Source organism: Qipengyuania sp. YIM B01966, from assembly GCF_016461955.1.
Lineage (GTDB): Bacteria > Pseudomonadota > Alphaproteobacteria > Sphingomonadales > Sphingomonadaceae > QFOP01.
On sequence record NZ_JADMNM010000003.1, the window covers coordinates 170,914 to 193,519 of the forward strand.

The 22,606-nt window shown below is 67.4% G+C and carries 19 protein-coding genes and 1 tRNA gene; 4 read left to right on the forward strand and 16 right to left on the reverse strand.

The window, feature by feature from the left end:
* Positions 1-10: 10 nt before the first annotated feature.
* The 7 genes from addA to ahcY all read right to left on the reverse strand — a co-directional run bounded on the left by addA (position 11) and on the right by ahcY (position 12,466).
* A complete protein-coding gene (gene addA, locus ILT46_RS05805) occupies positions 11-3,490 on the reverse strand; it encodes a double-strand break repair helicase AddA (protein ID WP_199503694.1) in 3,480 nt (1,159 codons plus the stop codon).
* Positions 3,487-6,462 (reverse strand): double-strand break repair protein AddB, encoded by a 2,976-nt coding sequence (gene addB / locus ILT46_RS05810; protein WP_199503695.1) that lies wholly within the window; start codon positions 6,460-6,462, stop codon positions 3,487-3,489. The genes addA and addB overlap by 4 nt, the downstream gene beginning before the upstream one ends.
* On the reverse strand, positions 6,455-7,174 hold the full coding sequence (locus tag ILT46_RS05815) for a nucleotidyltransferase family protein (RefSeq protein WP_370592351.1): 720 nt from the start codon (positions 7,172-7,174) through the stop codon (positions 6,455-6,457). The genes addB and ILT46_RS05815 overlap by 8 nt, the downstream gene beginning before the upstream one ends.
* Positions 7,171-8,157 (reverse strand): aminoglycoside phosphotransferase family protein, encoded by a 987-nt coding sequence (locus ILT46_RS05820; protein ID WP_199503696.1) that lies wholly within the window; start codon positions 8,155-8,157, stop codon positions 7,171-7,173. Before ILT46_RS05820 ends, ILT46_RS05815 begins: the two co-directional genes overlap by 4 nt.
* Positions 8,154-8,600, reverse strand: a complete 447-nt coding sequence (tsaE, locus tag ILT46_RS05825) for a tRNA (adenosine(37)-N6)-threonylcarbamoyltransferase complex ATPase subunit type 1 TsaE (protein WP_199503697.1) — start codon at positions 8,598-8,600, stop codon at positions 8,154-8,156. Before tsaE ends, ILT46_RS05820 begins: the two co-directional genes overlap by 4 nt.
* Positions 8,597-10,945 carry a sensor histidine kinase gene (locus ILT46_RS05830; protein WP_199503698.1) on the reverse strand — a complete coding sequence of 783 codons (2,349 nt, stop codon included), beginning with the start codon at positions 10,943-10,945 and terminating at the stop codon, positions 8,597-8,599. Before ILT46_RS05830 ends, tsaE begins: the two co-directional genes overlap by 4 nt.
* Positions 10,946-11,056: 111 nt before the next feature.
* Positions 11,057-12,466, reverse strand: coding sequence for an adenosylhomocysteinase (gene ahcY, locus ILT46_RS05835; RefSeq protein WP_199503699.1), 1,410 nt, complete (start codon positions 12,464-12,466; stop codon positions 11,057-11,059).
* 156 nt (positions 12,467-12,622) lie between these two features.
* Here ahcY and ILT46_RS05840 point away from each other — a divergent pair, with 156 nt between their 5' ends.
* On the forward strand, positions 12,623-13,102 hold the full coding sequence (locus tag ILT46_RS05840; RefSeq protein ID WP_199503700.1) for a peroxiredoxin: 480 nt from the start codon (positions 12,623-12,625) through the stop codon (positions 13,100-13,102).
* Between the two features lie 38 nt (positions 13,103-13,140).
* On the opposite strand, the gene folE is transcribed toward ILT46_RS05840, so the two are convergent.
* Together folE and ILT46_RS05850 are read right to left on the reverse strand one after the other, a co-directional pair.
* Positions 13,141-13,761, reverse strand: a complete 621-nt coding sequence (folE, locus tag ILT46_RS05845) for a GTP cyclohydrolase I FolE (RefSeq protein WP_199503701.1) — start codon at positions 13,759-13,761, stop codon at positions 13,141-13,143.
* Positions 13,758-15,335, reverse strand: a complete 1,578-nt coding sequence (locus tag ILT46_RS05850) for a phospholipase D-like domain-containing protein (RefSeq protein ID WP_199503702.1) — start codon at positions 15,333-15,335, stop codon at positions 13,758-13,760. The genes folE and ILT46_RS05850 overlap by 4 nt, the downstream gene beginning before the upstream one ends.
* A gap of 108 nt (positions 15,336-15,443) precedes the next feature.
* On the opposite strand from ILT46_RS05850, the gene ILT46_RS05855 reads away from it, so the two are divergent.
* Positions 15,444-15,839 (forward strand): metallopeptidase family protein, encoded by a 396-nt coding sequence (locus ILT46_RS05855; RefSeq protein WP_370592352.1) that lies wholly within the window; start codon positions 15,444-15,446, stop codon positions 15,837-15,839.
* A gap of 35 nt (positions 15,840-15,874) precedes the next feature.
* Here the strand turns inward: ILT46_RS05855 and ILT46_RS05860 are convergent.
* Both ILT46_RS05860 and ILT46_RS05865 read right to left on the reverse strand, forming a co-directional pair.
* Positions 15,875-15,951: transfer RNA gene (locus ILT46_RS05860), tRNA-Arg, on the reverse strand.
* Positions 15,952-15,997: 46 nt separating this feature from the next.
* The gene (locus tag ILT46_RS05865; RefSeq protein ID WP_199503703.1) at positions 15,998-16,426 is read right to left on the reverse strand and encodes an NUDIX domain-containing protein; all 429 of its coding nucleotides are present in this window, start codon (positions 16,424-16,426) and stop codon (positions 15,998-16,000) included.
* A gap of 80 nt (positions 16,427-16,506) precedes the next feature.
* On the opposite strand from ILT46_RS05865, the gene ILT46_RS05870 reads away from it, so the two are divergent.
* Both ILT46_RS05870 and ILT46_RS05875 read left to right on the forward strand, forming a co-directional pair.
* Positions 16,507-16,704: a Flp family type IVb pilin gene (locus tag ILT46_RS05870; RefSeq protein WP_199503704.1), complete on the forward strand. Its 198-nt coding sequence runs from the start codon at positions 16,507-16,509 to the stop codon at positions 16,702-16,704.
* Between the two features lie 99 nt (positions 16,705-16,803).
* Positions 16,804-16,998, forward strand: coding sequence for a Flp family type IVb pilin (locus ILT46_RS05875; RefSeq protein ID WP_199503705.1), 195 nt, complete (start codon positions 16,804-16,806; stop codon positions 16,996-16,998).
* A 70-nt stretch (positions 16,999-17,068) separates the two neighbouring features.
* Here the strand turns inward: ILT46_RS05875 and ILT46_RS05880 are convergent, their stop codons facing one another.
* From ILT46_RS05880 to ILT46_RS12280, 5 genes are all read right to left on the reverse strand, one after another.
* A complete protein-coding gene (locus ILT46_RS05880; RefSeq protein WP_199503706.1) occupies positions 17,069-18,553 on the reverse strand; it encodes a M48 family metalloprotease in 1,485 nt (494 codons plus the stop codon).
* A gap of 115 nt (positions 18,554-18,668) precedes the next feature.
* On the reverse strand, positions 18,669-19,619 hold the full coding sequence (locus tag ILT46_RS05885; protein ID WP_199503707.1) for an acetyl-CoA carboxylase carboxyltransferase subunit alpha: 951 nt from the start codon (positions 19,617-19,619) through the stop codon (positions 18,669-18,671).
* Positions 19,620-19,629: 10 nt separating this feature from the next.
* Positions 19,630-20,535 (reverse strand): tyrosine recombinase, encoded by a 906-nt coding sequence (locus ILT46_RS05890; RefSeq protein ID WP_199503708.1) that lies wholly within the window; start codon positions 20,533-20,535, stop codon positions 19,630-19,632.
* The gene (locus tag ILT46_RS05895) at positions 20,535-22,421 is read right to left on the reverse strand and encodes a hypothetical protein (protein WP_199503709.1); all 1,887 of its coding nucleotides are present in this window, start codon (positions 22,419-22,421) and stop codon (positions 20,535-20,537) included. The genes ILT46_RS05890 and ILT46_RS05895 overlap by 1 nt, the downstream gene beginning before the upstream one ends.
* Entirely contained in the window at positions 22,418-22,552 is a 135-nt protein-coding gene (locus tag ILT46_RS12280; protein ID WP_255528357.1) for a hypothetical protein, read from the reverse strand. Before ILT46_RS12280 ends, ILT46_RS05895 begins: the two co-directional genes overlap by 4 nt.
* Positions 22,553-22,606: the final 54 nt, after the last annotated feature.

The following is a 22,606-nucleotide window of genomic DNA, read 5'->3' on the forward strand; positions in this document are numbered from 1 at the left end:
CGCGCGCCGCTCAATGGCTGACGGACCAGTGGAGCGCGTCGGGCGGCAATTCGATCAGCAGCGGCGTGTGCGTATAAAGAAGCGCGGCGCGGACAGCGCGGCCGGGATAGATCGCTCGCAACGCTGCGGCGTAGGCCGCCATCTGCCGGACGGTCGCGGCGGGCACCTCGGCCAGCGTGCGCGGCGGGCGGCGGGTGGTCTTGAAATCCACCACGGTGACGCGCTCAGGCTCGACCAGCAGGCGATCGGCGGTTCCGGCGATGACCTGCCCTTCGACCGTTGCGGCGAGCGGCACCTCGGCCAGCGCGTCCGGCCCGAACAGCGCGGCCCAGGCGGGTTGCGCCAACACGCCCAGCGCCGCGCCCAGCACCTCGCTGCGTTCGGCAGGGTCGAGCTCACCCGCCTGCCGCGCCAGCCACGCCGCGGCGAGTGATAGCCGTTCCGCCGCATCAAGCGCCGGTAGGCGTTCGAGCAAGGCGTGGATCAGCACCCCGCGCCGCGCTGCGCTCTTCAACGCATCGGCGGGGAGCGGCGGATCGGGGGCCTGATCCGCTCCGGCAGCAGAGGGCGCCAGCGGACGCGGCGGGCGTGGTTCAGCACCCACCGGGTGGGTCGCCCAACCAGGTAGAGCCGTCGCCTCAGTCGGCTTGCCCGCCGCACGACTGGCGCTCAGTTCGGCCGTGAGCGGGGCGCCGTCGCCGCGCCGCCAGGTGCGACCCCAGATAAAATCGGGCTCACCTTCACCAGCCATCAGCGGGCGCAGCCGTGCATACCAGCTGTCGGCCGCCGGCACCTGCTCGCGCTTGCCTAGCGCACCGCCGACGAACAGCGCTTCTTCGGCGCGGGTCATCGCGACGTAGAGCAGCCGCCAGTGCTCCTCGCGCTCAGCCTTGCGCTCGGCTTCTTCCGAGGCGGCTACCGGGCCGACCTTATGTTCCTTGGCCAGCGGCGGCAGCGGAATGCGCCTAGCTGCCTCTGCACCCGGCGGCTGATCGGGCAACGTCAGGCCGCGCGTGCGCGACGAATCCGGATTGCCCGTCGCATCGGCGAGAATCACGATCGGCGCCTGTAGCCCCTTGGCACCATGGACGGTCATCACCCGCACCAGATCGCCCGCCCCTTCCGCCTCGCGCTTCAACTCGCCATCGCCACCGGCGAACCAGCGCAGGAAGCCATGCAGGCTTGGCGTATTGGTCGCGGCGAACGCCATCGCTGCATTGAGCAGCTCGTCGATCGGATCATTGGCCTCACGCCCCAGCCGCGCGACCAGCTTGCGCCGGCCCTGCCACGGCCCAACCAGCAACCAATGCAGCAGGGCCTGCGGCGGCTCGAAATCGGCCAGCCTGAGCAATTCGCCAAGCCGAGCGACGGTTTCCGTCACCAACGGCGCATCGCTCCCCTGCAGATGCTCCCACAGGCGCTGATGCGGCTGGTCACGCCAGCCATGGGTGAGCAGATCGTCCTGCGTCCAGCCGATCAGGGGCGAGACCAGCAGATTGGCGAGCGTCAGATCGTCCCATGGCTGCGCGGCGAACCCCAGCGCGGCGATCAGATCGCGCACTGCCAGCGGCGCTGCCAGCCGCAGCCGGTCAACCCCCGCCACCGGCACCCCGGCAGCGTGCAGACGGGCGACAATCAGCCCGGCCAGTTCCTTGCGCTTGCGCACCAGCACCATGATGTCGCCCGGCCCCGCCAGCCGCTCGCGTCCCTTGACCAAGGGAAATCCGTTATCGAGCCATTGGCGGACCTGCCGGGCGATCCGGTCGGCCAACCGCCGCTCCGGCTCGCTGAGCCAGTTGCTCTGGTTTTCATCGTCGGCAGCGGCCGCTTCTGGCTCTTCCGAGTGGGCCGAAACCGGTTCCCACAACACCACCTGCCCCGGCCGCTCGTCGCCCTTGTGCGCATCAGGCTTGGTTGCCAGCCCGATCGCCTCGTGGCCGATGGCGCCGAGCGCCTCGTCCACGAAATCGAGCACGACCTGCGCGGTCCGGTACGAACGGCCCAGCCCCAGATCGACCAGCTCTCGCGGCAGCGTGTTGGCCCGTGCCTCTGCTGCCGCCTGCCGGGCAGCACGCATCAGGTCGCGATATTGATCGCCCGCGCGGCGGAAATTTTCCGGGCTGGTGCCCTGAAAGCGGAAGATCGCCTGCTTGTAGTCACCCACTACGAACACGGTCCGCAGCCGGTCGCCGCGCTGCCCTTCGCCGGCATAGAACTCTTCGGTCAGCGCATTGATGATCTGCCACTGCGCCTCATTGGTATCCTGCGCCTCGTCGATCAGCAGATGGTCGAACTCGCGGTCGAGCTTGTAGCGAATCCAGGCCGACAGGTCGGAGCGGGTCAGCAGCGCCGCCGCACGGCGGATCAGATCGTCGAAATCGATCAGCCCCTCGCGCCGCTTGGCTTCGTCCCAGGCCAGCGCGAACCGGCGTCCGAGTTCGAGCGCGGGCGTCAGGAATTGCGCCAATTCGCCCAGCGCCCGCCGTTCCTCTATCGCCAGCAATGCCGCGATGACGGCTTCGGCGTGGGCAGCATAGTCGGGGTCGATTTTGGCGAGGCTCTTGAGCGAGCGCGGCGCGCCGGCCTGCGTGAACAGTGCATCGTAGAGCGCACTGCAGCCCGCATTACGGGCCGGCGGATCGCCCGCCAGCCAGTCTTCCACCGCATCCGCCATGTCCTGTCCGGTCGCCGCGCCCCATCCGCGCGCGGCGGCCACGCAGCGGCGCAGCGCCGCGCAATCGAAGCGGTCATCCGCGCACAAAGCGGCCAGCGCCGCTTCCTCGTCCTCCTCAGCACCGTCCAGCCCGAGGAGGCTCCGCACCCGCCCCGCCATCGGCGGCTGCCATGCGCCAGCGCCGAACCACGCCTCGCGCATATTGGCGCAGCGCATCAGCCAGGCGCGAACGCCGTCCGGCCCGAGCCGCAGCGACAGCGCGGCGAGGCTGTCCATCAGTGCACCGTCGCCGCTCTCTTCCGCTGCCACCAGCAGATCGGCCAGCACCTGATGGGCCAGCAGATCGCGGTCACGGTCCTCCATCGGCCGGGTGCCGGCCATCAGCCCGGCCTCTTCGGGGAACGCCGCGAGCAGCCATTGCGCGAAGGCGTGGATGGTATCGATCCGGAGCCCGCCACCGGGGCAGTCGAGCACGCTGGCAAACAGTGTACGGGCCCGCGCAATGGTTGCCTGATCGTGTGGCGCGCCAATCGCCATCAGGTCTTTGGCGAGCCGCGTTTCAGGCAGGCGGACCCACCGCGCGAGCACCGCATTGACCCGCGTGGCCATCTCCGCCGCGCCCGCCTTGGTGAAGGTAAGACAGAGGATTTGCCCCGGCGCGACGCCCGGTTGCAGCAGCAGCCGCAGCACCCGCGCCGAGAGCACCTGCGTCTTGCCCGTCCCGGCCGAGGCTGACAGCCAGACACTATCCGCCGGATCGACCGCCTTGGCCTGCTCGTCCTTCAGCGGATAGACCTGCCCGCCCCCGCCGCTCATGCGCCGCCCCCTTTGGCCCCGGTATCGCGGAACACCCACTCATCGAGCCGCATCAGCTGATCATAGGTGTCATAACCGGGCGCATCGGGGTTCAGCCGGGCGGTGAACGGCTCCTCCCCGAGGATCCAACGGTCGAGCGCGTCATCGAGAAAGAAGCGCGCCTGGGGGAGGAAATTGTCGGGCGGGATGCCGCTGCGTTTGTTGCCGTCGAGGACTGGCGTCGCAATATAGCCGAACCCAGTCGGACTTTTGGCATTACGAGCGAGCGACCAATATTCGAATTTCGACGGCGTGCCGGTTGCCTTGGGCCATGCGCCGGCCTCCGCCATCAGGCCCAGCGTGCCCAGTTGCAGCGCATAGCCCTTCTCGACCTGCGCGCCTGAAGGCGGGCTGCCGGTCTTGTAATCGACGATGGCCAGCGTCCCGTCATCCAGCCGGTCGATGCGGTCCACCTTGCCGTGGATACGAACGCCGCGCACCATCATCTCGCCGCGTTCCTCGAACACCTCCGGCGTGCGACCTTGCTGTGCCGCCACCTCGGCGGTGGCCCATTCGAGCGCCTTCATCAAACGCGGCCGCCACAGGGCCAGCATCAGTGGATGCGGGCTCGCTTCGGCCAGCACGGCGTCGGCAATCGCCTCGATCGAACCGCCTTGCTTGTGCCAGCGTTCGAGGATCGCGTGCGCCGCGATGCCGCGCCAGGCGGGGGTCGGCTCGGCATCGAGCGCATCGAGCGGGTTGAGGCGCAGGATCGCGCTGGCATAGAACTGGTACGGGTCGGACCGTAGCCGGTCGAGCGCGGTGACGCTGACCGGAACCTTGCGCTGTTCGACCGACGGGCATGGTTCGGGCCGCTGATAGGGCTGCGCCGCCTCCGCATGATCGAGCGCGCGGGCGAGCGTTACCGCCCCGTGTTCGATGTGCTTGTCCAGCAAATCCTCGCCCAGCAAGGCGCGCACCCGCAGCACGAAGCGCGAGGGGATGGCCGGGCCCGCAGCGTCGCGCCGGGCATAGCTCAGCACAACGTCAGGCGCGCCGAGCAGGCCCGCCAGATCGTGCGCGGCGAGGCCGATACGGAAATCGGCGCCCGGCACACCCAGCGCGCGCAGGATGGCCGGCGCAAGCAGCGGATCGGTCGCCGGCCGGGCAGGCCAGCTGCCTTCGGTCAGCCCGGCGCAGATGACCAGATCGGCGCGCGTCATACGGCTCTCGAGCAGGCCATAGATCGCCAGCCGTGGATGGCCGCCATAGGGTGGGCGAACCTGCACCGCGTCGCAGAAATCGCGCAGGATCGGCGCCAGATCGCGCGGCTCGATGGCGAGGCTGCCCTCCTCGGCGTTGAGCCTCAGATCGTCCAGCAGCATGGCGAGCGCGCGGCCATCCTCGCGGCTCCACAGCTCCGCGCCGGCCAGCGCCTCGCCCGCTTGGGTCAGCCGCTCGATCCAAGCGCCGAGCGGCAGCGCGTCCCCTTCGAGCAGCGGCGCGAGGATGGAGGCGACCTCGTCCCACCAGTTGGTGAGCTTGTGCTTCTCGGCCAGCTCGCCCAGCGGGCCGAGGCCGGGCGAGGGGCGCGGGCCGCGCAGCACGAGGTCGAGCCGGCGCGCCTGTTGCAGCCAGCGCGCGCGCTCCTCCCCCCGCCGCACCAGCGGGTGTTCGAGCAGCGCCATCAGCGGCACCGGCGCCGCCTGCTGCGCCGCGACATCGGCCAGCAGCAGGAACAACCGGCCCGCGGCGCTTTGCGACAAGGCGATGCCTGCCGAATCGTCCGCCGCGATGTTCCAGCGGGCAAGATGCTGGACGATCCGCGCGGCCAGCCCGCGATCGGGGGTGACAATCGCGACGCGGCGCTCGGGCACCTCCAGCGCCTCACGCGCCAGCAGCGCGGCGGCCTGCGCCTCTTCCTCCGGCCCGGCGCTTTCCATCACCCGCACCCCGGCGAGGCGGCGCTTGTCTGCGGGCAGATCGACCCACGCCTTGCTGGCTTGCGGAGGCAGGAACAGCGAGGAAATCGCATGGCTGCGTTCGGGCGCGGCGGCGGCGATCCCGCGCCGATGCCATGGCTGCACCTCCTCGCGGGCGATGCCCATTCGGTTTAGCAACAGCTTCAGATGGTATTGCGGGTGCGTGACCGCATCGCCGGTTGCGAAGGGCGCCTCGCCCTCGGCCGCCGCCCCGGCGCTGCCCAGTTCATCCCATACCTCGGCGCTGAGCGAGAGGTCGAGATCGGGCAGGATCACCGCGCCCGCCGGCAATTCGCTGACCACCCGCAGCATCCGGGCGAGCGCGGGCGCGGCGCTGGTGACACCGGCGGCAATGATCGGATAGGCGGGCGGCCCGGCCCGCCAGCGGCGCGCAGCATGGTCGAACAGGCGGTTGCGGCGGGTGGCGGCATCGACCTCGCCGCGCGCATCGAGTTCGGCCAGCCAGCGCGCCTGGATGGCGGCGAACAGCCGGATATTGCCGCGCCAGTGATCGGCGAGGTTTTCCAGCCGGTCGAGCACGGTGTCGGACAGCAGTGCCTCGGGCGCGATATCCTCGACCAGCAGCCGGTCCATGACTGCAGCGATGTCGCGCGCCAGGCGCAGCAGCGCAGGCGCTGGCGGGGCATCCGCGCCCAGCTCGACGCGAAGCAATTCAGCGAGGCGCAACAACCGCCGGGTGGGATCGGCCGCAGGCGGGATGTCGGCAGCGCCCAGCGGATCGAGCAGCGCCCCCAGCGCCTCGTCCAGGTCAAGCGCGCCGGCCACCACCATCCGCGGTAGCAGCAGACCATCGCGGCCGGTTTCCCCCGCATTGCGGATGAACGCCTCGGTGATCGTCCGTACCGCGCGGGTGGAGGGCAGCAGCATCGTCAGCCGCGCCAAGCCGAGGCCGTACTCGAAATAGCGGGGCACAATGCCCGCCACCAGCGCATCGGCAAAGCCGCGATGGGCGGCAATCGAATAGACCGTGGGCCGCGTCGGCTCAGCCACCGGCCAGCGCCGCCTCGGTCGGCCGGATCGCGCCCGGCGTGCCGACCTCGTACCACAGGCCCGAATAGACCGCGCCGTAGAGCCGCCCCTCTTCGATCGCCCTTTGCCACAGGATATTGGTCGAAAACGGCCCCTCCGGCGCCTCGCGCAGCAGCCGGTGCGCGACCAGTTGCAGGCCGATATAGATATAGGGCGCGACCCGTCCCGGCCTGGCGCGGCTCAACCGGCCGGCGGCGTCGAGATGGAAGTCGCCAAGCCCCTCGTGGTGGAAGGCGCGCGGGTGCGGCACCACGAGGAGGAGCGCGTCCATCGTCGCGGGGTTCCACTGTGCGGAGAGTTCATGGAGCGCGTTTTGCGGGCCGTCGATCCACACATTGTCGCTGTTCACGCAGAAGAACGGATCGGGCAGATGCGGCAGCGCCTTGAGCATTCCCCCGCCGGTTTCAAGCAGTTGCTGCCGTTCGTCGGAGATCGTGATCGCCAGATCGCGGCGGGCGGCGCAATGGGCTTCGACCTGTTCGGCGAGGTAGTGCACATTGACCACCGCGCGGGTCACGCCGGCGGCGACGATGTGGTCAAGTGCATGATCCAGCAGTGCTTTTCCCGCGACACGGACGAGCGGTTTGGGCTGGGTCGCGGTTAGCGGGCGCATCCGCTTGCCGAGGCCCGCCGCCATCACCATGGCGGTGTCGGAGGCCAGTTTCGCGGTCACGAAAAAGCGCCGTGCCGGGCGCGGATTTCAGCAGGAATATTCGCGTCAAACCATGCGCTTACAGCCGCAAGTTCACCATGCGCCAGATCGCGTTCGAGCGCCTGCCAGACGCGCGGGATCATCGACAGATAGCGATCCTTGCCATCGCGGCGCGAAAGGCGGGTGAAAATGCCGACGATCTTGGCATTCCGCTGCCCGCCGAGCCGTGCATAGTCAGCGTCGAATTGAGCATCGACGTTGATCAAAGAGCGGTAATGCGTGATCATCGCGTGCTCAAGACCGACGGACACGTCCCGCCGCGCATCCTGCAGCAGCGATACGAGATCATAGGCCGGGTGCCCGACCAGCGCGTCCTGAAAATCGATCAGCCCCTGTTCGCCGCCGCCATCGGCCGCCGGGCCGAGCAGCATGATATTTTCCGCATGATAATCGCGCAGCACCGTAACGCCGGGATCTTGCCGGCTGAGCAGCGGGGTCAACACTTCGGTCCACGCGGCATCCCACCCCGCTTGGTCCACCGTCAGCCCCTGCGCCGGGCAGAACCATTCGGTGAACAGCCGCGCCTCGCGCAGAAATTCGGCCAGGGAATAGGGGCGGAACGGCCCCGGCGGCGAGCGGTGCAGCGCGGCCAGCGCATCGATCGCCGCGCGATAGGCGCCATGCTCGGCCGAGGGATGGAGGTCGAGCCAGTCGCGCATCCGGTCATCCCCGAAATCTTCCAGCAGCACCCAGCCGGCGGCCGCATCCTGCGCCAGGATCGCCGGGGCGCGGTGGCCGTGGCCGGCCAGCCATTCGCCCACCGCGATGAACGGGCGCGGGTCTTCATGCGGCGGCGGTGCGTGCATCAGCATCGCCCCTCGGCCTTCGTCACGGATGCGGAAATAGCGGCGGAACGACGCATCGCCGGGCAGCGGCGTGACCAGCGCGCCGCCCCAGCCCGACTGCGTGAGGAAATCGTCCAGCCCGTCAGGAAGTGCGTTCATGGCCAGCGCGTTTGCCAATGCGCCCCCGGCTCGGCAATCGCAATCCGCTGCCCCTCCCCGACAATTTCGAGCCGCACCGCAAGGCAGGCCGGATCGTGCGCGAAGCCGCCGGCCATTTCGGGCCATTCGGCGATCAGCGCCGCGCCGTCGCGATAATCGTCGAGGCCCAGTTCGGCGGCGTCTTCGGGCCGCTCCAGCCGGTAGAAATCGGCATGGACCACCGGCGGCTCAAGCGTGTCGTAGGTCTCGATGATGGTGAAAGTAGGCGACGGCACCTCGCCCGCATGGCCGAGCGCGGCGAGGATCGCGCGGGCCAGCGTGGTCTTGCCCGCCCCCAGCCCGCCCGACAGCGCGACCACATCGCCCGCGCGCAGCATCGCCGCGATGCGCCGGCCGAGCGCCTCGGTCGCGGCATGGTCGGGCAAGGCGATCGGTGCGCTCATGACACCGGCGGCAGCAGGATCGTGGCAAAGGTGCCGGCGCCCTTTTCGGAGACGATCTCCAGCGTGCCGCCATGCGCCTCGACCAGTTGGCGGGCGAGCGGAATGCCCAGCCCGTGCCGCCGTTCGAGCGACCCGTCGGGCGCGCGGCGCAGCCCGTCATTGGCGCGCGACAGTTCCTCGCGCGTCATCCCCGCGCCATTGTCCGAGACGACGATCCGCACCACCCCCTTTGGCTTGGCGAGGTCGACGAGGATCTTCCCACCCGGCGCGGTGGCGGCAATTGCATTGTCGAGCAGGTGGCCCAGCGCGCGGCCCAGCTGGCGCGGATCGGCGTCGAGCCTGGCCCCGGCCCCGCCGCGCAGATCGAGCGCCAGCCCGCCGTCGACAATCGCCTGTTCCCGGCTGCGGACGATGTCGGTGACAAAGGGAAGCAGTTCGATCCGCTGGCGCGAGACGGGCAGCAACCCCGCTTCGCCCTGCGAGACGTCGAGCACGTTTTCGACCTGATCGGTCAGCCGCGCGACCGCCGCGATAATCGCCGCCACGTAATCCTGCCCCTGCGCGCTCAATTCGCCGGCAATCCCCGCCTGCAGCATCTCGGCAAAGCCGCCAATGGTGGTCAGCGGGGTGCGCAATTCGTAGCTCATATTGGCGAGGAAGCGGGTCTTGACCTCGTCGGCCGCTTCGAGCGCGGCGGCCCGTTCGCGTAGCGCGCTTTCGGCCCGTTCGTTGGCGGTGACATCCAGCACCGTCAGCAGGCCATTGCCATCGGGCAGCGGCACCCCGGCATATTCGAGCGTGCGGCCATCGGCCAGCCGCACCCGCCCGGCGGTTTCCTTGCGGTCGAGCGTGGCCGCACGGACCACCTCGCCAATCGCCGGCGCCTGCGCTTCGTCAGCCAGCAATGGCGCCAGCGCCGCGGTCAGCGCATCGGCCCCCGGATGCGCGTCGAGCAGCGCGGGATCGAGCCCCCAGGCCGGCGCGAAAGAGCGGTTCCACTGTTGCAAATGGCCGTCGGGCGCAAACACCGCGAGCGCCTCGAACAGGCTGTCGAAGGTCGCCGTGCGGGTGCGCAGCAGCGTGTCGCGCATGGCCGACAGGGCGAGCTGTTCGGTACGGTCTTCCGCGATCAGCACCAGCCCGCCATCGGGCATCGGCTGGGCGACCAGCCGCACATGGATGCCGCCCGCCAGCGTCCAGATTTCCTCCTGCGGTTCGCCGGCCGAGAACCATCCTTCGCGCTCGGCCCGCCAGGCGGGAAAATCGCGCACCTCGGGCGTCTTGCCCGCATCGCGCGCCGCACCGAGCAGGCGGCCGAAGCCCGTATCATGCAGCGCGACTTCGGGCCCGAGGCCGAAAATGCGGCGGAACGGCTGGTTGGCATGGACCAGGCGTTGCCCGGCATCGAACTGCGCCACGCCGGGCGAAATCTGGTCGAGCAACTGGCGCTGCGCTTCGCGGAAGGCGCGCGCGGCGCGGCGTTCTTCTTCCAGCTCGGCAATGTCGATCGCATAGCCGGCAACGCCGACGCCGGGGATCGGCACATCGCTGACCCGCAAGGTCCGCCGCTCGCCGCCGATGGTAGCGCCGACAATCCGCTCGACCGCCATCTGCTGCGCCGCCGCCTGTTCGGCAATCTGCGCCGCGGTGAGGCCATCGGTCCGCTCGATCAGCTCGATCTGGCGGGCGATGACCTCGGCGGTGCCCGGCGCGTCGACGGCACTGGCATAGGCTTGGTTGACCAGCAGCAGGCGGTGGTCCGCGCCGCGCACCCACATCGGGATCGGTGCCGCTTCGATCAGGCCGACCAGTGCCGCATAATCGGTCCGCGCGCGCGCTTCCGAGCCGCGCAACTGCGCCAACTCGCTTTCGCTTTCGGAGAAATCGAACACCCAGACCAGCGCCGCGCCGCCGGGGGAAATCTGCGGATCGGCCAGCGAACCCCGCAGCGCGAGGCTGCGGCGCGATCCCGGCGGGGTCAGCGCCATGCGGAACGAGGCGCCGGTTTTCTGCGCCGCGCGGACCTTGCCTTCCAGTTCGGCCAGTTGCTCGGCCGCCAGCCCCTGCCCCTCGCCCGGCGCGAGATCGGCGAGGAATTGCGGCACCCGCTCGAGCCCGAGCCAGCGGGCCAGCCGCTCGGGCGCTTCAAGCCGGCCATCGGCGCGCACCAGCAGCGGGATCGCCGGCGCCTCGTCGATCAGGCGCGCCATCTTGCGAACCGCTGTGCGGGCGCTTGCCGCCTGCCGCGTTCGCCGGGCAGAGGTCAGCAGCGCCAAGCCGGCGGCGGCGGTCCACGCCGCCAGCAGCAGCGCGATCAGCACCCAGCCAAGAGGGGAAAAGTCCATCGCCAGCAGCTATAAGCGCGCGTCCGGCGATGCAATGCCGGTTGCGGCAATTCGGGGCACCGCGCACTTGCGGTGCGGCGGCCGGGGCGCGCCCGGCCGCCTGGTTCGCGGTCAGTAGCGGTAATGTTCGGGCTTGAACGGCCCGTGCTGCGGCACGCCGATATAATCGGCCTGCTTCTTCGACAGCTCGGTCAGCTTCACCCCCAGCTTGGGCAGGTGCAGCGCGGCGACCTTCTCGTCGAGATGCTTGGGGAGGATGTGGACCTCCTTCGAATAATCATGCCCGCGCTGCCACAATTCGATCTGCGCGAGCACCTGATTGGTGAACGAACAGCTCATCACGAAGCTGGGGTGGCCGGTCGCGCAGCCGAGGTTCACCAGCCGGCCCTTGGCCAGCACGATGATCTGCTTGCCATCGGGGAAGGTGACGAGATCGGTGCCCGGCTTGACCTCTTTCCATTCGTAATTGTCGAGCGCGCCGATCTGTATCTCGCTGTCGAAATGGCCGATATTGCACACGATCGCCATCGGCTTCATCGCTTCCATGTGGCCGGCGGTGATGACGTCTTCATTGCCTGTGGCAGTCACGAAGATGTCGCAGCGCTTCACGGCCTCTTCCATGGTGACGACTTCGTAGCCTTCCATCGCCGCCTGCAATGCACAGATCGGGTCGATTTCGGTGACCATCACCCGCGCCCCGCCGGCGCGCAGCGATGCGGCGCTGCCCTTGCCGACATCGCCGAACCCGGCAACGCAGGCGACCTTGCCGGCCAGCATCACGTCGGTCGCGCGGCGGATCGCATCGACCAGCGATTCCTTGCAGCCATAGAGGTTGTCGAATTTCGACTTGGTCACGCTGTCATTGACGTTGATGGCCGGGAACGGGAGCTTGCCGTTCTTGGCGATCTGATACAGCCGGTGGACGCCGGTGGTGGTTTCTTCCGATACGCCGCGAATGTTCTGCACGGTGCGGGTCAGATAGCCGGGCCGCGCGGCGACAAACGCCTTGAGCGCGCGCTGCATCTCGATTTCCTCGGCATTGGCGGGTTCGGGCATCGTCTCGCCCGCTTCAATCCGTGCGCCCCACAGCGCAAACATCGTCGCATCGCCGCCATCGTCGAGGATCATGTTGGCGGTCTGGTCCGGATCGCTCTCGGTCGCCCAGTCGAAGATACGGCCGACATAGTCCCAATATTCGGCCAGCGTCTCGCCCTTGACCGCGAAAACCGGGATCTTGCTGGCGGCGATGGCGGCGGCGGCGTGATCCTGCGTGGAAAAGATGTTGCAGGTCGCCCAGCGGACATCGGCGCCCAGATCGACCAGAGTCTCGATCAGCACCGCGGTCTGGATGGTCATGTGCAGCGAGCCGGTGATGCGCGCACCGCGCAGGGGCTTGGCCGCGCCGAACTCGTCGCGCAGCGCCATCAGGCCGGGCATTTCGGTTTCGGCAATGGCGATCTCGTCGCGGCCGAATTCGGCGAGGCTGAGATCCTTGATGACGTAATCGGTGAATTCGGCCACGAGGCACTCCTGTGTCGCGCGCACGGGGAACCGTCGCGCCGGGCAATGGATTGGAAAATTGGCTGCCGCGCCCCTAGCCAAGGGGCGCTGGTGACGCAAATATAAAGCGATCCTTATATCCGCATTCGGGCGGACAGCATGGAAGGAACACGGACGATGACGATCAAGGTTGGCGACACCCTCCCCGATGTGAAGCTGGTCAAGGCAACCGCCGAAGGGCCCGAACAGGTCCAGAGCGGCGATTATTTCAAGGGCAAGAAGGTCGCGCTGTTCTCGGTGCCGGGCGCGTTCACCCCGACCTGCTCGGCCAAGCACCTGCCGGGCTTTGTCGAGAAGGCCGATGATTTCAAGGCCAAGGGCGTCGATGAAATCGTCTGCACCGCGGTCAACGATCCGTTCGTGATGGGCGCCTGGGGCAAGGCGTCGGGTTCGGACGATGTCACCATGCTGGCCGACGGCAATGGCGAATTCGCCGAAGCGCTGGGGCTGACGATGGACGGTTCGGGCTTCGGCCTCGGCAAGCGCGGCCAGCGGTTCTCGATGATCGTCGACGACGGCAAGGTCACTGAGCTGAACGTCGAGGCACCGGGCGACTTCAAGGTGTCGAGTGCCGAACATATGCTCGGCCAGCTTTGAGCGCGTGATGGCCGGCCGGGGCAATGGGCTCCGGCCGGTCAGTACCCCATCAGCCGCAGCACTTCCTCGCGGCTGCGGTGATCTTCGAGGAACGTGCCCATCATCCGGCTGGTGATCATGCCGACACCGGGCGTGCGCACCCCTCGCGCGGTCATGCAGCCATGCACCGCCTCGATCACCACCGCCACGCCTTGCGGCTGGAGGTGGTCCCAGATGCAATCGGCCACTTCGGCGGTCAGCCGCTCCTGCACCTGCAACCGGCGCGCAAACCCGTGCAGCACCCGCGCCAGTTTCGAGATGCCGACCACCCGGTCCCTGGGCAAATAGGCGATCGCCGCCTTGCCGGTAATCGGCGCCATGTGATGTTCGCAATGCGACTGGAACGGGATGTCCTTCAGCAGCACGATCTCGTTATATCCGCCGACCTCCTCGAACACGCGCGCAAGGTGCTGCGCCGGGTCTTCCCGGTAGCCCGAGCAATATTCGCGCCACGCCCGGCCGACGCGCGCCGGTGTGTCGATCAGCCCCTCGCGTTCGGGATCGTCGCCGGCCCAGCGGATCAGCGTGCGGATGGCCGCCTGCACCTCGTCGGGCACCGGCAGCTTGGCAGGCGGTGATACGAGGTCGCCATTGTCGGGCGTGTCGTCATTCAGGCTCATGCCGTTTCCTTCTTGCGGGCGAACCGCTTACGCAGTCGTTCAAGTCGCGACCCTTCACGAAAAAGGCCGCCTTCTGGGTAGGTTTCGAACAGCTCCTCGGGCCTTTCGGGATCGAGAATACCCGATTGCGCGATCGCCTCCTGGACAGCGTTAAGCACGGGCAATTCGTACCGGCGCAAGGTGCGCTTGCGCGACCGGCCGAGGGCATCGACCATCGCCCGCATCGAGCCATGCTGTTCGAGGAGCGGCCCGACCTCTTCAGGAGCGATCCCGCAATGCTCTGCCAGCAGGCCATGGCGGATTTGGCGGATCTGTTCGGCACAGTGTTCATTGCCGGGCCGACTCGCATCGATGAACAGGTCGCATTCGCTGTCGAGGCCGAGCGAACGGTTGTTCATATTGGCCGAACCGATGCGGAAAATCCGGTCGTCGACGATCATCATCTTGGCGTGGACGTAGACCGGCGTCTCGCCGGTATAGGGAATGTAGAGGTTGAACCGCCCTTCGGGATCGGCCTCGCCCAGCACGCGGACCAGTTCGGCGCGGGCATGATCCATCGCCTGCTGTTCCAGCCAGCCATCGGCATTGGCGGGATGGACGATAAAGATTTCCGGCGGATCGGGCTGGGTCAACCGCTTGGCAATCGCATTGGCGATCCGGTGCGAGGCGAAATACTGGCTCTCGGCGTAAATGAACTTCTTGGCCGATGCGATCTGGATTTCGAACAGATTTGCGATCTCGTCGATCTGGCACGCATCCTCCAGCCCGCCGCGAGTGCGAGCAATGCCGATCTCGACATCCTCGAATTGCGCCTTCAGCGCCGTAGGCCACGGGCTTTCGCAGGTATCGTCGCTTACCGGAGCGAGCGTTTCGCCGCTCGAATGCTCCCACCGCCAGCGTCCGAGAACGCCGAGCGCCGCCGCGACGTCGCCTTCGACCATCATCGTCGCATCGTGCCACGGCTGATACGGCTTGCCCCGGGTATCCCGCCGCCGCCGGTCATGTTCGAGATGCTCGCGCGTGTCCCAGCGGCGCACAGTCATGTCGATTCCGCCGCAGACGGCAAAACGATCGTCGAGGATGACGATCTTCTGATGATGGGTCGCCCCGACCGGGTGGATGGTGTCGAAATTGAAGGTGATGTTCTTTTCGCGCGCCCAGCGAATCATGTCCCAGGCCATGATGCCGCGGGTCAGGAAATGGATCGCGCCGTAACTCCATTTGAGGATGCGGATATCAATCCCGGGGTTCCGGCGCGCGAGCCACAGGATGAACTTGCCCAGCCGCTCGCGCCGCTGTTCGCGGCTGGCGCGGTGCCACCAGCGCCGACCCTGGATGAGCTTGATCCGTGTGTCGAAATCCCACCCGACCAACAGGAAACGCTGCTGTGTGCGCAGCATGGCCTCGTGCATCAGCGCAAAATAGTCCGCCGCATCGATGATGACCGAGGCGCGTGTGGCGCGGGCGAACCGCCAAACGCCGGGTTCTGCAGACCCGGCGACAAGCTGGTCAAGTTCGGTGGCATCGTCCGCCACCGGTTCGTCCTTGTTATTGGTGATGTCCCCCACTGCCATCCCGCTTCTTGCCAACGGTTCGCCGATGTCATGTGCGCACCAGCTATTCCGGTCAATCGCTGATCGGTCGTGGCGGCTTGCAGCGGCGGGCGGTCAGCTTACATCGGGATGATGACACATAGTGGCGATCCCACCACAGCCGATTTCGAGCGACTGGCGCAGCAGGCATTCGGCAGCTTGCCATCTCGCTTCCGCGAACAGCTCTCCGACGTCATCGTGAAAGTCCACGAGTTTGCCACTGCCGAGCAGCTTGCCGAAGTTGGTCTCGACGACCGGTGGGAGCTTACCGGGCCTTATGAGGGGCGCCCGCTGCCCGAACAATCGGTCTGGTCGTCGGGCGATCTGCCGCCGCGCATTTCGCTGTTCCGCCAGCCATTGCTTGCCGAATGGAAGGCGACGGGCGTCGAGCTGGGTGCGCTGATCCGCCATGTTGTCGTGCACGAGGCGGGCCATCATTTCGGCTTCAGCGATGACGATATGGCTGCGCTCGAACGGGACGACTGATTGACGCCGCCCGCGGTTTCGCGATTTGGAAGAATTGGCGCGCCCGAAAGGATTCGAACCTCTGACCCCCAGATTCGTAGTCTGGTGCTCTATCCAGCTGAGCTACGGGCGCGCTTGGAGCGGCGCACATACGGAGGGTGGCAGGGCTTGGCAAGTCCCTAAGACGGTCCGCCGCGATGTCCCGTGCCGGATAGCGCCCGCGCAAGCTCGCGATCAAGCGGCGGGGTGTCGAGCTGGCTGATATCGGCGTGGGTGAACCAGCCTACTGCACCACCCTCAAGCGCCCTCGGCTCGGGTCCGCTCGATCGGGCGCACCTGTAAAGCAGGATGACAGGTGCACCAACGATACCAGCATCGGCGAATGCGGCGGGTTCGAGGTCGTCCGAAGCGATGGTCAATCCGAGTTCTTCCTGTATCTCACGCACCAGCGCGTCACGGGGTATTTCGCCCAGCTCCACTTTGCCGCCCGGGAACTCCCACAGGCCGCCATGTTGCTTGTGCGCGGGCCGTCGGTGCATCAGCCATCGCCCTGCGCCATCGCTGAGGGCTAGCGCAACGACGGGAACCCATGTCGGGATATCTTCCACCTCTGAGCCTCCATGAAACCGAACTTTAACGACTGAACGAGCAGGCTCCGCGCGTCCAACACCTTGTGCGGGGGAAATTTATGCGGCGCCCAGATATTATCGGCCGGATTTGGCGGGATCAGCGTGGTGCCACCGCGATTGAGTATGGCTTGCTGGTCACTTTGATTGGAATTTCCGTGATCGGAATCATGGCCAGCACCGGGGCGGGCACGCGCGGTATGTGGCTGGATCTCGATAGCAGCATTTCCGACCCCGATCCTTTGGTCGGCGCTGATTAGGATTTTTTAACACCTTTGGTTCTATCCATCCAATCGCTCGATCCGGAAAGTTACGAAACGGGGCGGGCCGGGTTTGAAGACCGAACAGGGAGACCAACAATGAAGTTCCTCAACAAGCTGATCCGTGACGAAGCCGGCGCGACCGCCATCGAATACGGCCTGATCGCCGCTCTGATCGCCGTCGCCGCCATCACCGCCATGAGCGCAGTGGGCGACGAAGTGGGCGACACCTTCACCACCGTCGACACCACCCTTCAGGATGCGCAGGACAACCCGGGCGTTGGCGCCGACTAAGCCACGGCTTAGGTCCAAAACAAAGGGCGGCGGGGAGACCCGCCGCCCTTTTGTTTTGCCCGCGCCGCTATCAGCGTGCCGCGCGGACCACCACCTTGACGCGCTGACCCGGCTGCACCTCTTCGGCGTTGCCCAAACCGTTCAGCACGCGGAATCGCGCCTCCTGCGCGTCGGTATAGGCCATCCGGCTCGCCAGCGAACGCACCGTGTCGCCGCTACGTACCTGCACCACTTCGACCCGGCGCGGCACCACGCTGCCCGCCTCGGCCTGGTTGATCCGCCGCATGGACTGGAACATCGGGTTGAACACGCCTGAGCGCCCCGCCGGCGTGATGGCGGTAAAATGATACGCCTGCCCGTTACCCATGTCATAGGCAAACACCACGACATCCACCTGGCTGTTGCCCTGATTGACCCGGGCAATGCCGTAAGCGGCGGGCAGGCCATTGACGCTCGTGCGCTGCATCTGCTGCGGGGAGAGGCGTTGCTGGTTGCCGCCAAGTGCGGCGAACACCTGCGTCACATAGCTTTCCAGATTGCCGTTATATTGCGCCATCGACAGCTGCGCGCGGCCCGACTGGCCATTAATCGACACTGCGCGCGGGCTGTTGACCATGTAGAACCCGTTCGGCGCGGTGAAGGCAAAGCGCAGTTCGGGGTGAATGAATGTGCGCCCTTCGATGACGCCCTGCTTCGGATCGTCCCCATAAACGATGCCGCTGATGTTTTGCAGGAACGTATCGCGGTTGGTCAGGCCCGCCATGCCCTGGGCAAGCCGCGCCGCCGTTTGTACACGGCTGGCTGGGTCGGGGTGAGTCGAGGCCCATTCGGGAATGCTGGCATTGCGATTTTGCAATTGCGCGTCGAGCGCGTTTTGGCGCGCAAGGCTTGTCAGCACCGTCGACATCGCCCGCGGATCGTAACCGGCGCGCTGGAGATAGCCGATGCCCAAGCGGTCAGCCTCGAGTTCCTGATTGCGCGAGAACGACAGTGTCAGCATCTGCGAGCCTTGCAGCAGACCGCGCGACAATGTCTGACCGATTTGCGAATTTCCGAGCAGCACGCCTGAGAGAATTGCTCCAAGACCGCCCAGCAACGTGTTGCGCGTAGCGTTCTGCTGGCGCCGCTGCGCATGACGGGCTGCGACGTGGGCGACCTCGTGACCGAGCACGGCCGCCAATTCCGCCTCGTTGTTCATCAGCGCCACCAGTTGGCGGGTGGTGTAGATATAACCGCCGGGGATCGCGAAGGCGTTGTTCACAGAACTGTCGATAGTCGAAACGGTGAACGCATCGCGCGCGCCGGCCAGGCCAGACTGGACGGCGATGTTCTTGCCGACTGTTTCGATATAACGCGCCTGCGGACCGGTATAGGTACCCCCGAACTCGGAGAGTATCTGGGGGTGCGCTTCGGCACCCTGCTGCGCTTCTGCCGCGCTGATGGGGGCATTGGCCGCCGGAGTCCGGCTGCGGGTCTGGGCATTTGCCGTGGCGCATCCGGCCAATGCGAGGGCAGCGACCGAGGTGGCCAAAGCGAGCTTGGGGATGGAGCGCATGGATCTTCCTTTATTGTTCAGCTTCGCCGCACCCCACCAAGGGCGGTTTCCTGCGTAACAATAAATCTAGCGCAATCGTTCCCGCTTGCGCCTGAACCGGCCTGTCAGCCGCGAGTCAGATAGCGCCGATCCGCAAAAAGCGATCCTCGCGCTGGCGGCGGAGCTGATCGACCGGCAAATCGGCCAGCGCATCAAGCTCCTGGCCAATCGCCGCCGCGAGCGAAGCAGCCATCGTTGCCGGATCGCGGTGGGCCCCGCCGACCGGTTCGGGCACGATGCGGTCGATCACGCCAAGCTGCTCGAGATCCTGCGCGGTGATCCGCATCGCCTGCGCTGCATCGGGCGCCTTGTCGGCGGTGCGCCACAGGATCGAGGCACAGCCTTCGGGCGAAATAACCGAATAGACCGCGTGCTCCAGCATCAGCACCCGCTCGGCGCTGGCCAGCGCGACCGCGCCTCCCGACCCGCCTTCACCGACGATCGTCGCCACCATCGGCACCGGTAGGCCGAGGCACGCTTCGGTCGAGCGGGCGATCGCTTCGGCCTGCCCGCGCTCTTCCGCCTCGACGCCGGGAAACGCGCCCGACGTATCGACCAGCGTGACGACCGGCAGACCGAACCGCCCGGCCAGTTCCATCAGGCGGATCGCCTTGCGATAGCCTTCGGGCTTGCCCATGCCGAAATTGTGCCGCAGCCGGCTGGCGGTATCGTTACCCTTCTCGTGGCCGATCAGTACCACGCGCCGCCCGCCCAGCCGGGCCAACCCGCCCATTATCGCCTCATCCTCGCCGTAAAATCGATCCCCGCCCAGCGGCATGAATTCGTCGAAGGCGAGCGCCACGTAATCGCGGAAATGCGGGCGCGAGGGATGGCGGGCAACCTGCGTCTTCTGCCATGGGGTCAGCGCGGCATAGGTGCTGGCGAGCAGGTCGCGGCTGCGTTTCTCGAGCCGCTCCAGCTCCTGCGTGATATCGACCTCGGCATCGCCTTCGGCAGCGGCGCGCAGTTCGGCGATGCGGGCGTCGAGTTCGCCGACAGGCTTCTCGAATTCGAGATAGGACAGCATGGCCGGTGCGCTAAACCGATGTGCCCCCCCGGGCAAGGCCGCGCGCGGCGAGCGGATGCCGGCTATTCACCAGTTCCACCAGCCGCGCCGCATCGACATGGGTATAAATCTGCGTGGTCGCGATATCGGCATGGCCGAGCAGCGCCTGCAATATGCGCAAATCCGCGCCCCCTTCGAGCAGGTGGGTGGCAAAGGCGTGGCGCAGCACATGGGGGCTAATTCTGGCCGGATCGATCCCTGCCCGGCCTGCCAGCCCCTTGAGCAATTGATACAAGCGCACGCGCGACAAGTGCCCCGCGCTCGACCGCCCGCTGGCCGGGAACACGTAACGCGAACCCGAAGGGCGCAGCTCGGCCCAGCGGTTCAACGCGGCTTTGGCGCGTGTGGAGATCGGCACCACGCGTTCCTGTCCGCCCTTCCCCCTTATCGTCACGAAGGGTGCATCGCGTGGCAAAGCCGCCAGCGGGAGCGCGACCAGTTCGGTCGCCCTGAGGCCTGATCCGTAGAGCATTTCGAGCAGCGCCAACTGGCGTACGGCGCGAATCTCGCCCCCTTCAGCCTCCAGCGCTGCGCGGTCGAACAGGCGGGCGATGTCCTCGTGCGACAGCAGTTTGGGCAACGGCCGACGCGTTGCCGGGCGCGGCAGCGCATCGGACGGATCGTCGGCAATGCGCCCTTCATCGATCAGAAAGCCGTAAAACTGCCGCAGTGCCGACACCTTGCGCGCCACGGTGGCGGGTGCCAGTTCCGACCAATGCCCAGCGAGCGCGGCAAGCTCGTCGCGGCCCGCGCTCGCCAGATCGCCGACAAACTCGGCGGCGCCGGCCAGATCGCGGCGATAGGCGGCGATGGTATTGGCCGCCGCACCGCGTTCGGCGGCCAGCATGGCCAGAAACGCGTCGCTATCGGCCGACATCAGCCGCGCGCAACCGCCTCCGCCGCGATCATCCGCGCTTCGGCAGACAGGCCCGCTTGGTTGAGCGCGCGGACGATGTGGTACAGATGGCGCGGGGTCATTCGCGCCCAGCTATCGCCCTGCATTCCGAGCCCGGCCAGAAACGCCGCCAGCGCGGGATTGCGCGTGGCTCCGGCGGCCTCGATGGCGCGGGTCCAGCGGGTCCTGCCACCGAAACTTATGCCCAGATCGTCCGCCAGATCGTCGCGCGCGCCTTCGTCTATCCGGCCCAACCCGGCCAGCGCGGCGACGAGGAACTGCGATTTGCGCTTCGCTTCGCTGGGATCGTCACCAATGAAATCGCTGATCGCGCCGGTCGGGACCGAAATCTTACCGCCCGGCTGCGCCAATGCGAGCAGCGCCCAGCCCTCGCTTCCAGTACTGACAATCGGTGCCCAGGCCAGCGCATCGCGATCCAGCCCGGCGGTGAGCATCGACGCGATCAGCGGCGCTGCGTGCTCTTCGAGCGCGTCTGACGGCACCAGTTGCGCCGCGGCGTAGGCGGTCAGCACCTGCCGCTCATAAGCCGGGACGCCTTCGCCGCCCCAGATGTCGCGCATTGCCTGCACCCGCACGGCTGGATCGGCCGCACGGTAGGCACGGCGCAGCAGGACTGCTACGGCGCCCTCCGGCGTTTCGGGATTATCGAGCGTGTAGATCTGCGAATAGAGATCGACCATCGCCGCCGATGACAGCAGCCCTTCACGCGCCGCGCGCTGCGCCCCAGTCGCGCGCAATGCCAGCGGCACGGCCGGCGACAGCGCCCAGGCGCGCTGGTAATAGGGCCCGGCGTCGGCCCGCAGCTTTTCCGGGATTTCCTCGCCCAACGCGGTTGCCAAGGCAAAGCGCCACGGATTGAGTTCGGTTACGGTGTCCCACTCGATATTGACCGCCCGGCGGCTCTTGGCGGCGGCACCTGCGTAGCGCTGCGCCAGCAGCACATCGATCGGCGGCGCAACGCGGCGCGAGAATGCCTGCCGTAGATCGCGCTGGGCGCGTGTCCCCTCGCCCGCGAAGGCGTTGCAGATGCCCTGCAACAGGCGGACACGGGGTTCGCTTCGGTTGTCGAGCGTCTGTAAGCGGACGGCCGGGCAGGCACCGACAATATCGGCCGAACCGACATAGGCATCGATCGCCGCATTGGTCAGCGCCGGGCTGTAATTGGCGGTGTCGACATCCTGCGCCAGCGCGCGCGCGGCGGGGTGTTCGCCCAGGGTGTTGAGGACGCGCGTTCGCAGCGCGGCGAACTCGGCCGGCTCGATCCCTTCCGGCGCGGCGAGCCGGCTGCTGAGCGCGCGGCGCAGCAGGATATGCCCCCAGCGCGACACCAGCGGCTCATCCGTCCCCGCGAGCGCCGCGCGGACCAGCGCGCCCGGTTGCCCGGCGAGCGATGCTGCGGGCAGGCCGCCTTCCTCTTCCGCCAGAATACCCACCGCATCCATCGAGCGTCGCGCGGCGGCAGGCATATCGACCTTGGGGCGCAGGCCGAACAGCTGGTCCAGCTCGTCCGTGGACATCGATTCGAGTTCGGCGAGGCTGGGCAGGTTGGCCGGCAGGCTCGGCAAGGGGCCGGCGATTACGGGCGCAGGCGCGCCGCCGCTGCGGCCTGTGCCACCTGCTGATGGCAAATCCTGTACCACGGGCGAACTGGTCGCGCCCGGGATCGGCGCCGGCTGCCCGGTCGGGCTGGCGCCGGGCGATAGCCGCGATGGGGGCGTGGGTGTCGGTGCAGGATTTTCGAACCCCGGCGGAAGGATCGATTGCGGTGCGGCCAGCGCCGCCGCCCATCCGCCGGCCAGCGCCAGCGCCAGCGCAACGCACGCAATGCGGACCGGCCGCGCGCTCATCGCGGCTGCCCCGGCACGGCAACATCATAGGCCACCGGGCGCAGCGGCTCTTCGCCGCCATCGATATACGCCCAGACGAGCACGGCCGCGAAGGCGACCGCTGCGACAAGCCAGATACGTTTGCGCGCCATCGCCAAGTTTGTGCTTATCCTGTCCAAGCTGTGCTCGATTGCGCCTGCCTCTAC

Excerpts from the sequence above, each read along its gene's own strand:
- addA (WP_199503694.1), bottom strand. The coding sequence starts at position 3,490 with ATGAGCGGCGGGGGCGGGCAGGTCTATCCGCTGAAGGACGAGCAGGCC.
- ILT46_RS05820 (WP_199503696.1), bottom strand. The coding sequence starts at position 8,157 with ATGAACGCACTTCCTGACGGGCTGGACGATTTCCTCACGCAGTCGGGC.
- tsaE (WP_199503697.1), bottom strand. The coding sequence starts at position 8,600 with ATGAGCGCACCGATCGCCTTGCCCGACCATGCCGCGACCGAGGCGCTC.
- ILT46_RS05830 (WP_199503698.1), bottom strand. The coding sequence starts at position 10,945 with ATGGACTTTTCCCCTCTTGGCTGGGTGCTGATCGCGCTGCTGCTGGCG.
- ILT46_RS05840 (WP_199503700.1), top strand. The coding sequence starts at position 12,623 with ATGACGATCAAGGTTGGCGACACCCTCCCCGATGTGAAGCTGGTCAAG.
- folE (WP_199503701.1), bottom strand. The coding sequence starts at position 13,761 with ATGAGCCTGAATGACGACACGCCCGACAATGGCGACCTCGTATCACCG.
- ILT46_RS05850 (WP_199503702.1), bottom strand. The coding sequence starts at position 15,335 with ATGGCAGTGGGGGACATCACCAATAACAAGGACGAACCGGTGGCGGAC.
- ILT46_RS05855 (WP_370592352.1), top strand. The coding sequence starts at position 15,444 with ATGATGACACATAGTGGCGATCCCACCACAGCCGATTTCGAGCGACTG.
- ILT46_RS05870 (WP_199503704.1), top strand. The coding sequence starts at position 16,507 with ATGCGGCGCCCAGATATTATCGGCCGGATTTGGCGGGATCAGCGTGGT.
- ILT46_RS05875 (WP_199503705.1), top strand. The coding sequence starts at position 16,804 with ATGAAGTTCCTCAACAAGCTGATCCGTGACGAAGCCGGCGCGACCGCC.
- ILT46_RS05880 (WP_199503706.1), bottom strand. The coding sequence starts at position 18,553 with ATGCGCTCCATCCCCAAGCTCGCTTTGGCCACCTCGGTCGCTGCCCTC.
- ILT46_RS05885 (WP_199503707.1), bottom strand. The coding sequence starts at position 19,619 with ATGCTGTCCTATCTCGAATTCGAGAAGCCTGTCGGCGAACTCGACGCC.
- ILT46_RS05890 (WP_199503708.1), bottom strand. The coding sequence starts at position 20,535 with ATGTCGGCCGATAGCGACGCGTTTCTGGCCATGCTGGCCGCCGAACGC.
- ILT46_RS05895 (WP_199503709.1), bottom strand. The coding sequence starts at position 22,421 with ATGAGCGCGCGGCCGGTCCGCATTGCGTGCGTTGCGCTGGCGCTGGCG.
- ILT46_RS12280 (WP_255528357.1), bottom strand. The coding sequence starts at position 22,552 with ATGGCGCGCAAACGTATCTGGCTTGTCGCAGCGGTCGCCTTCGCGGCC.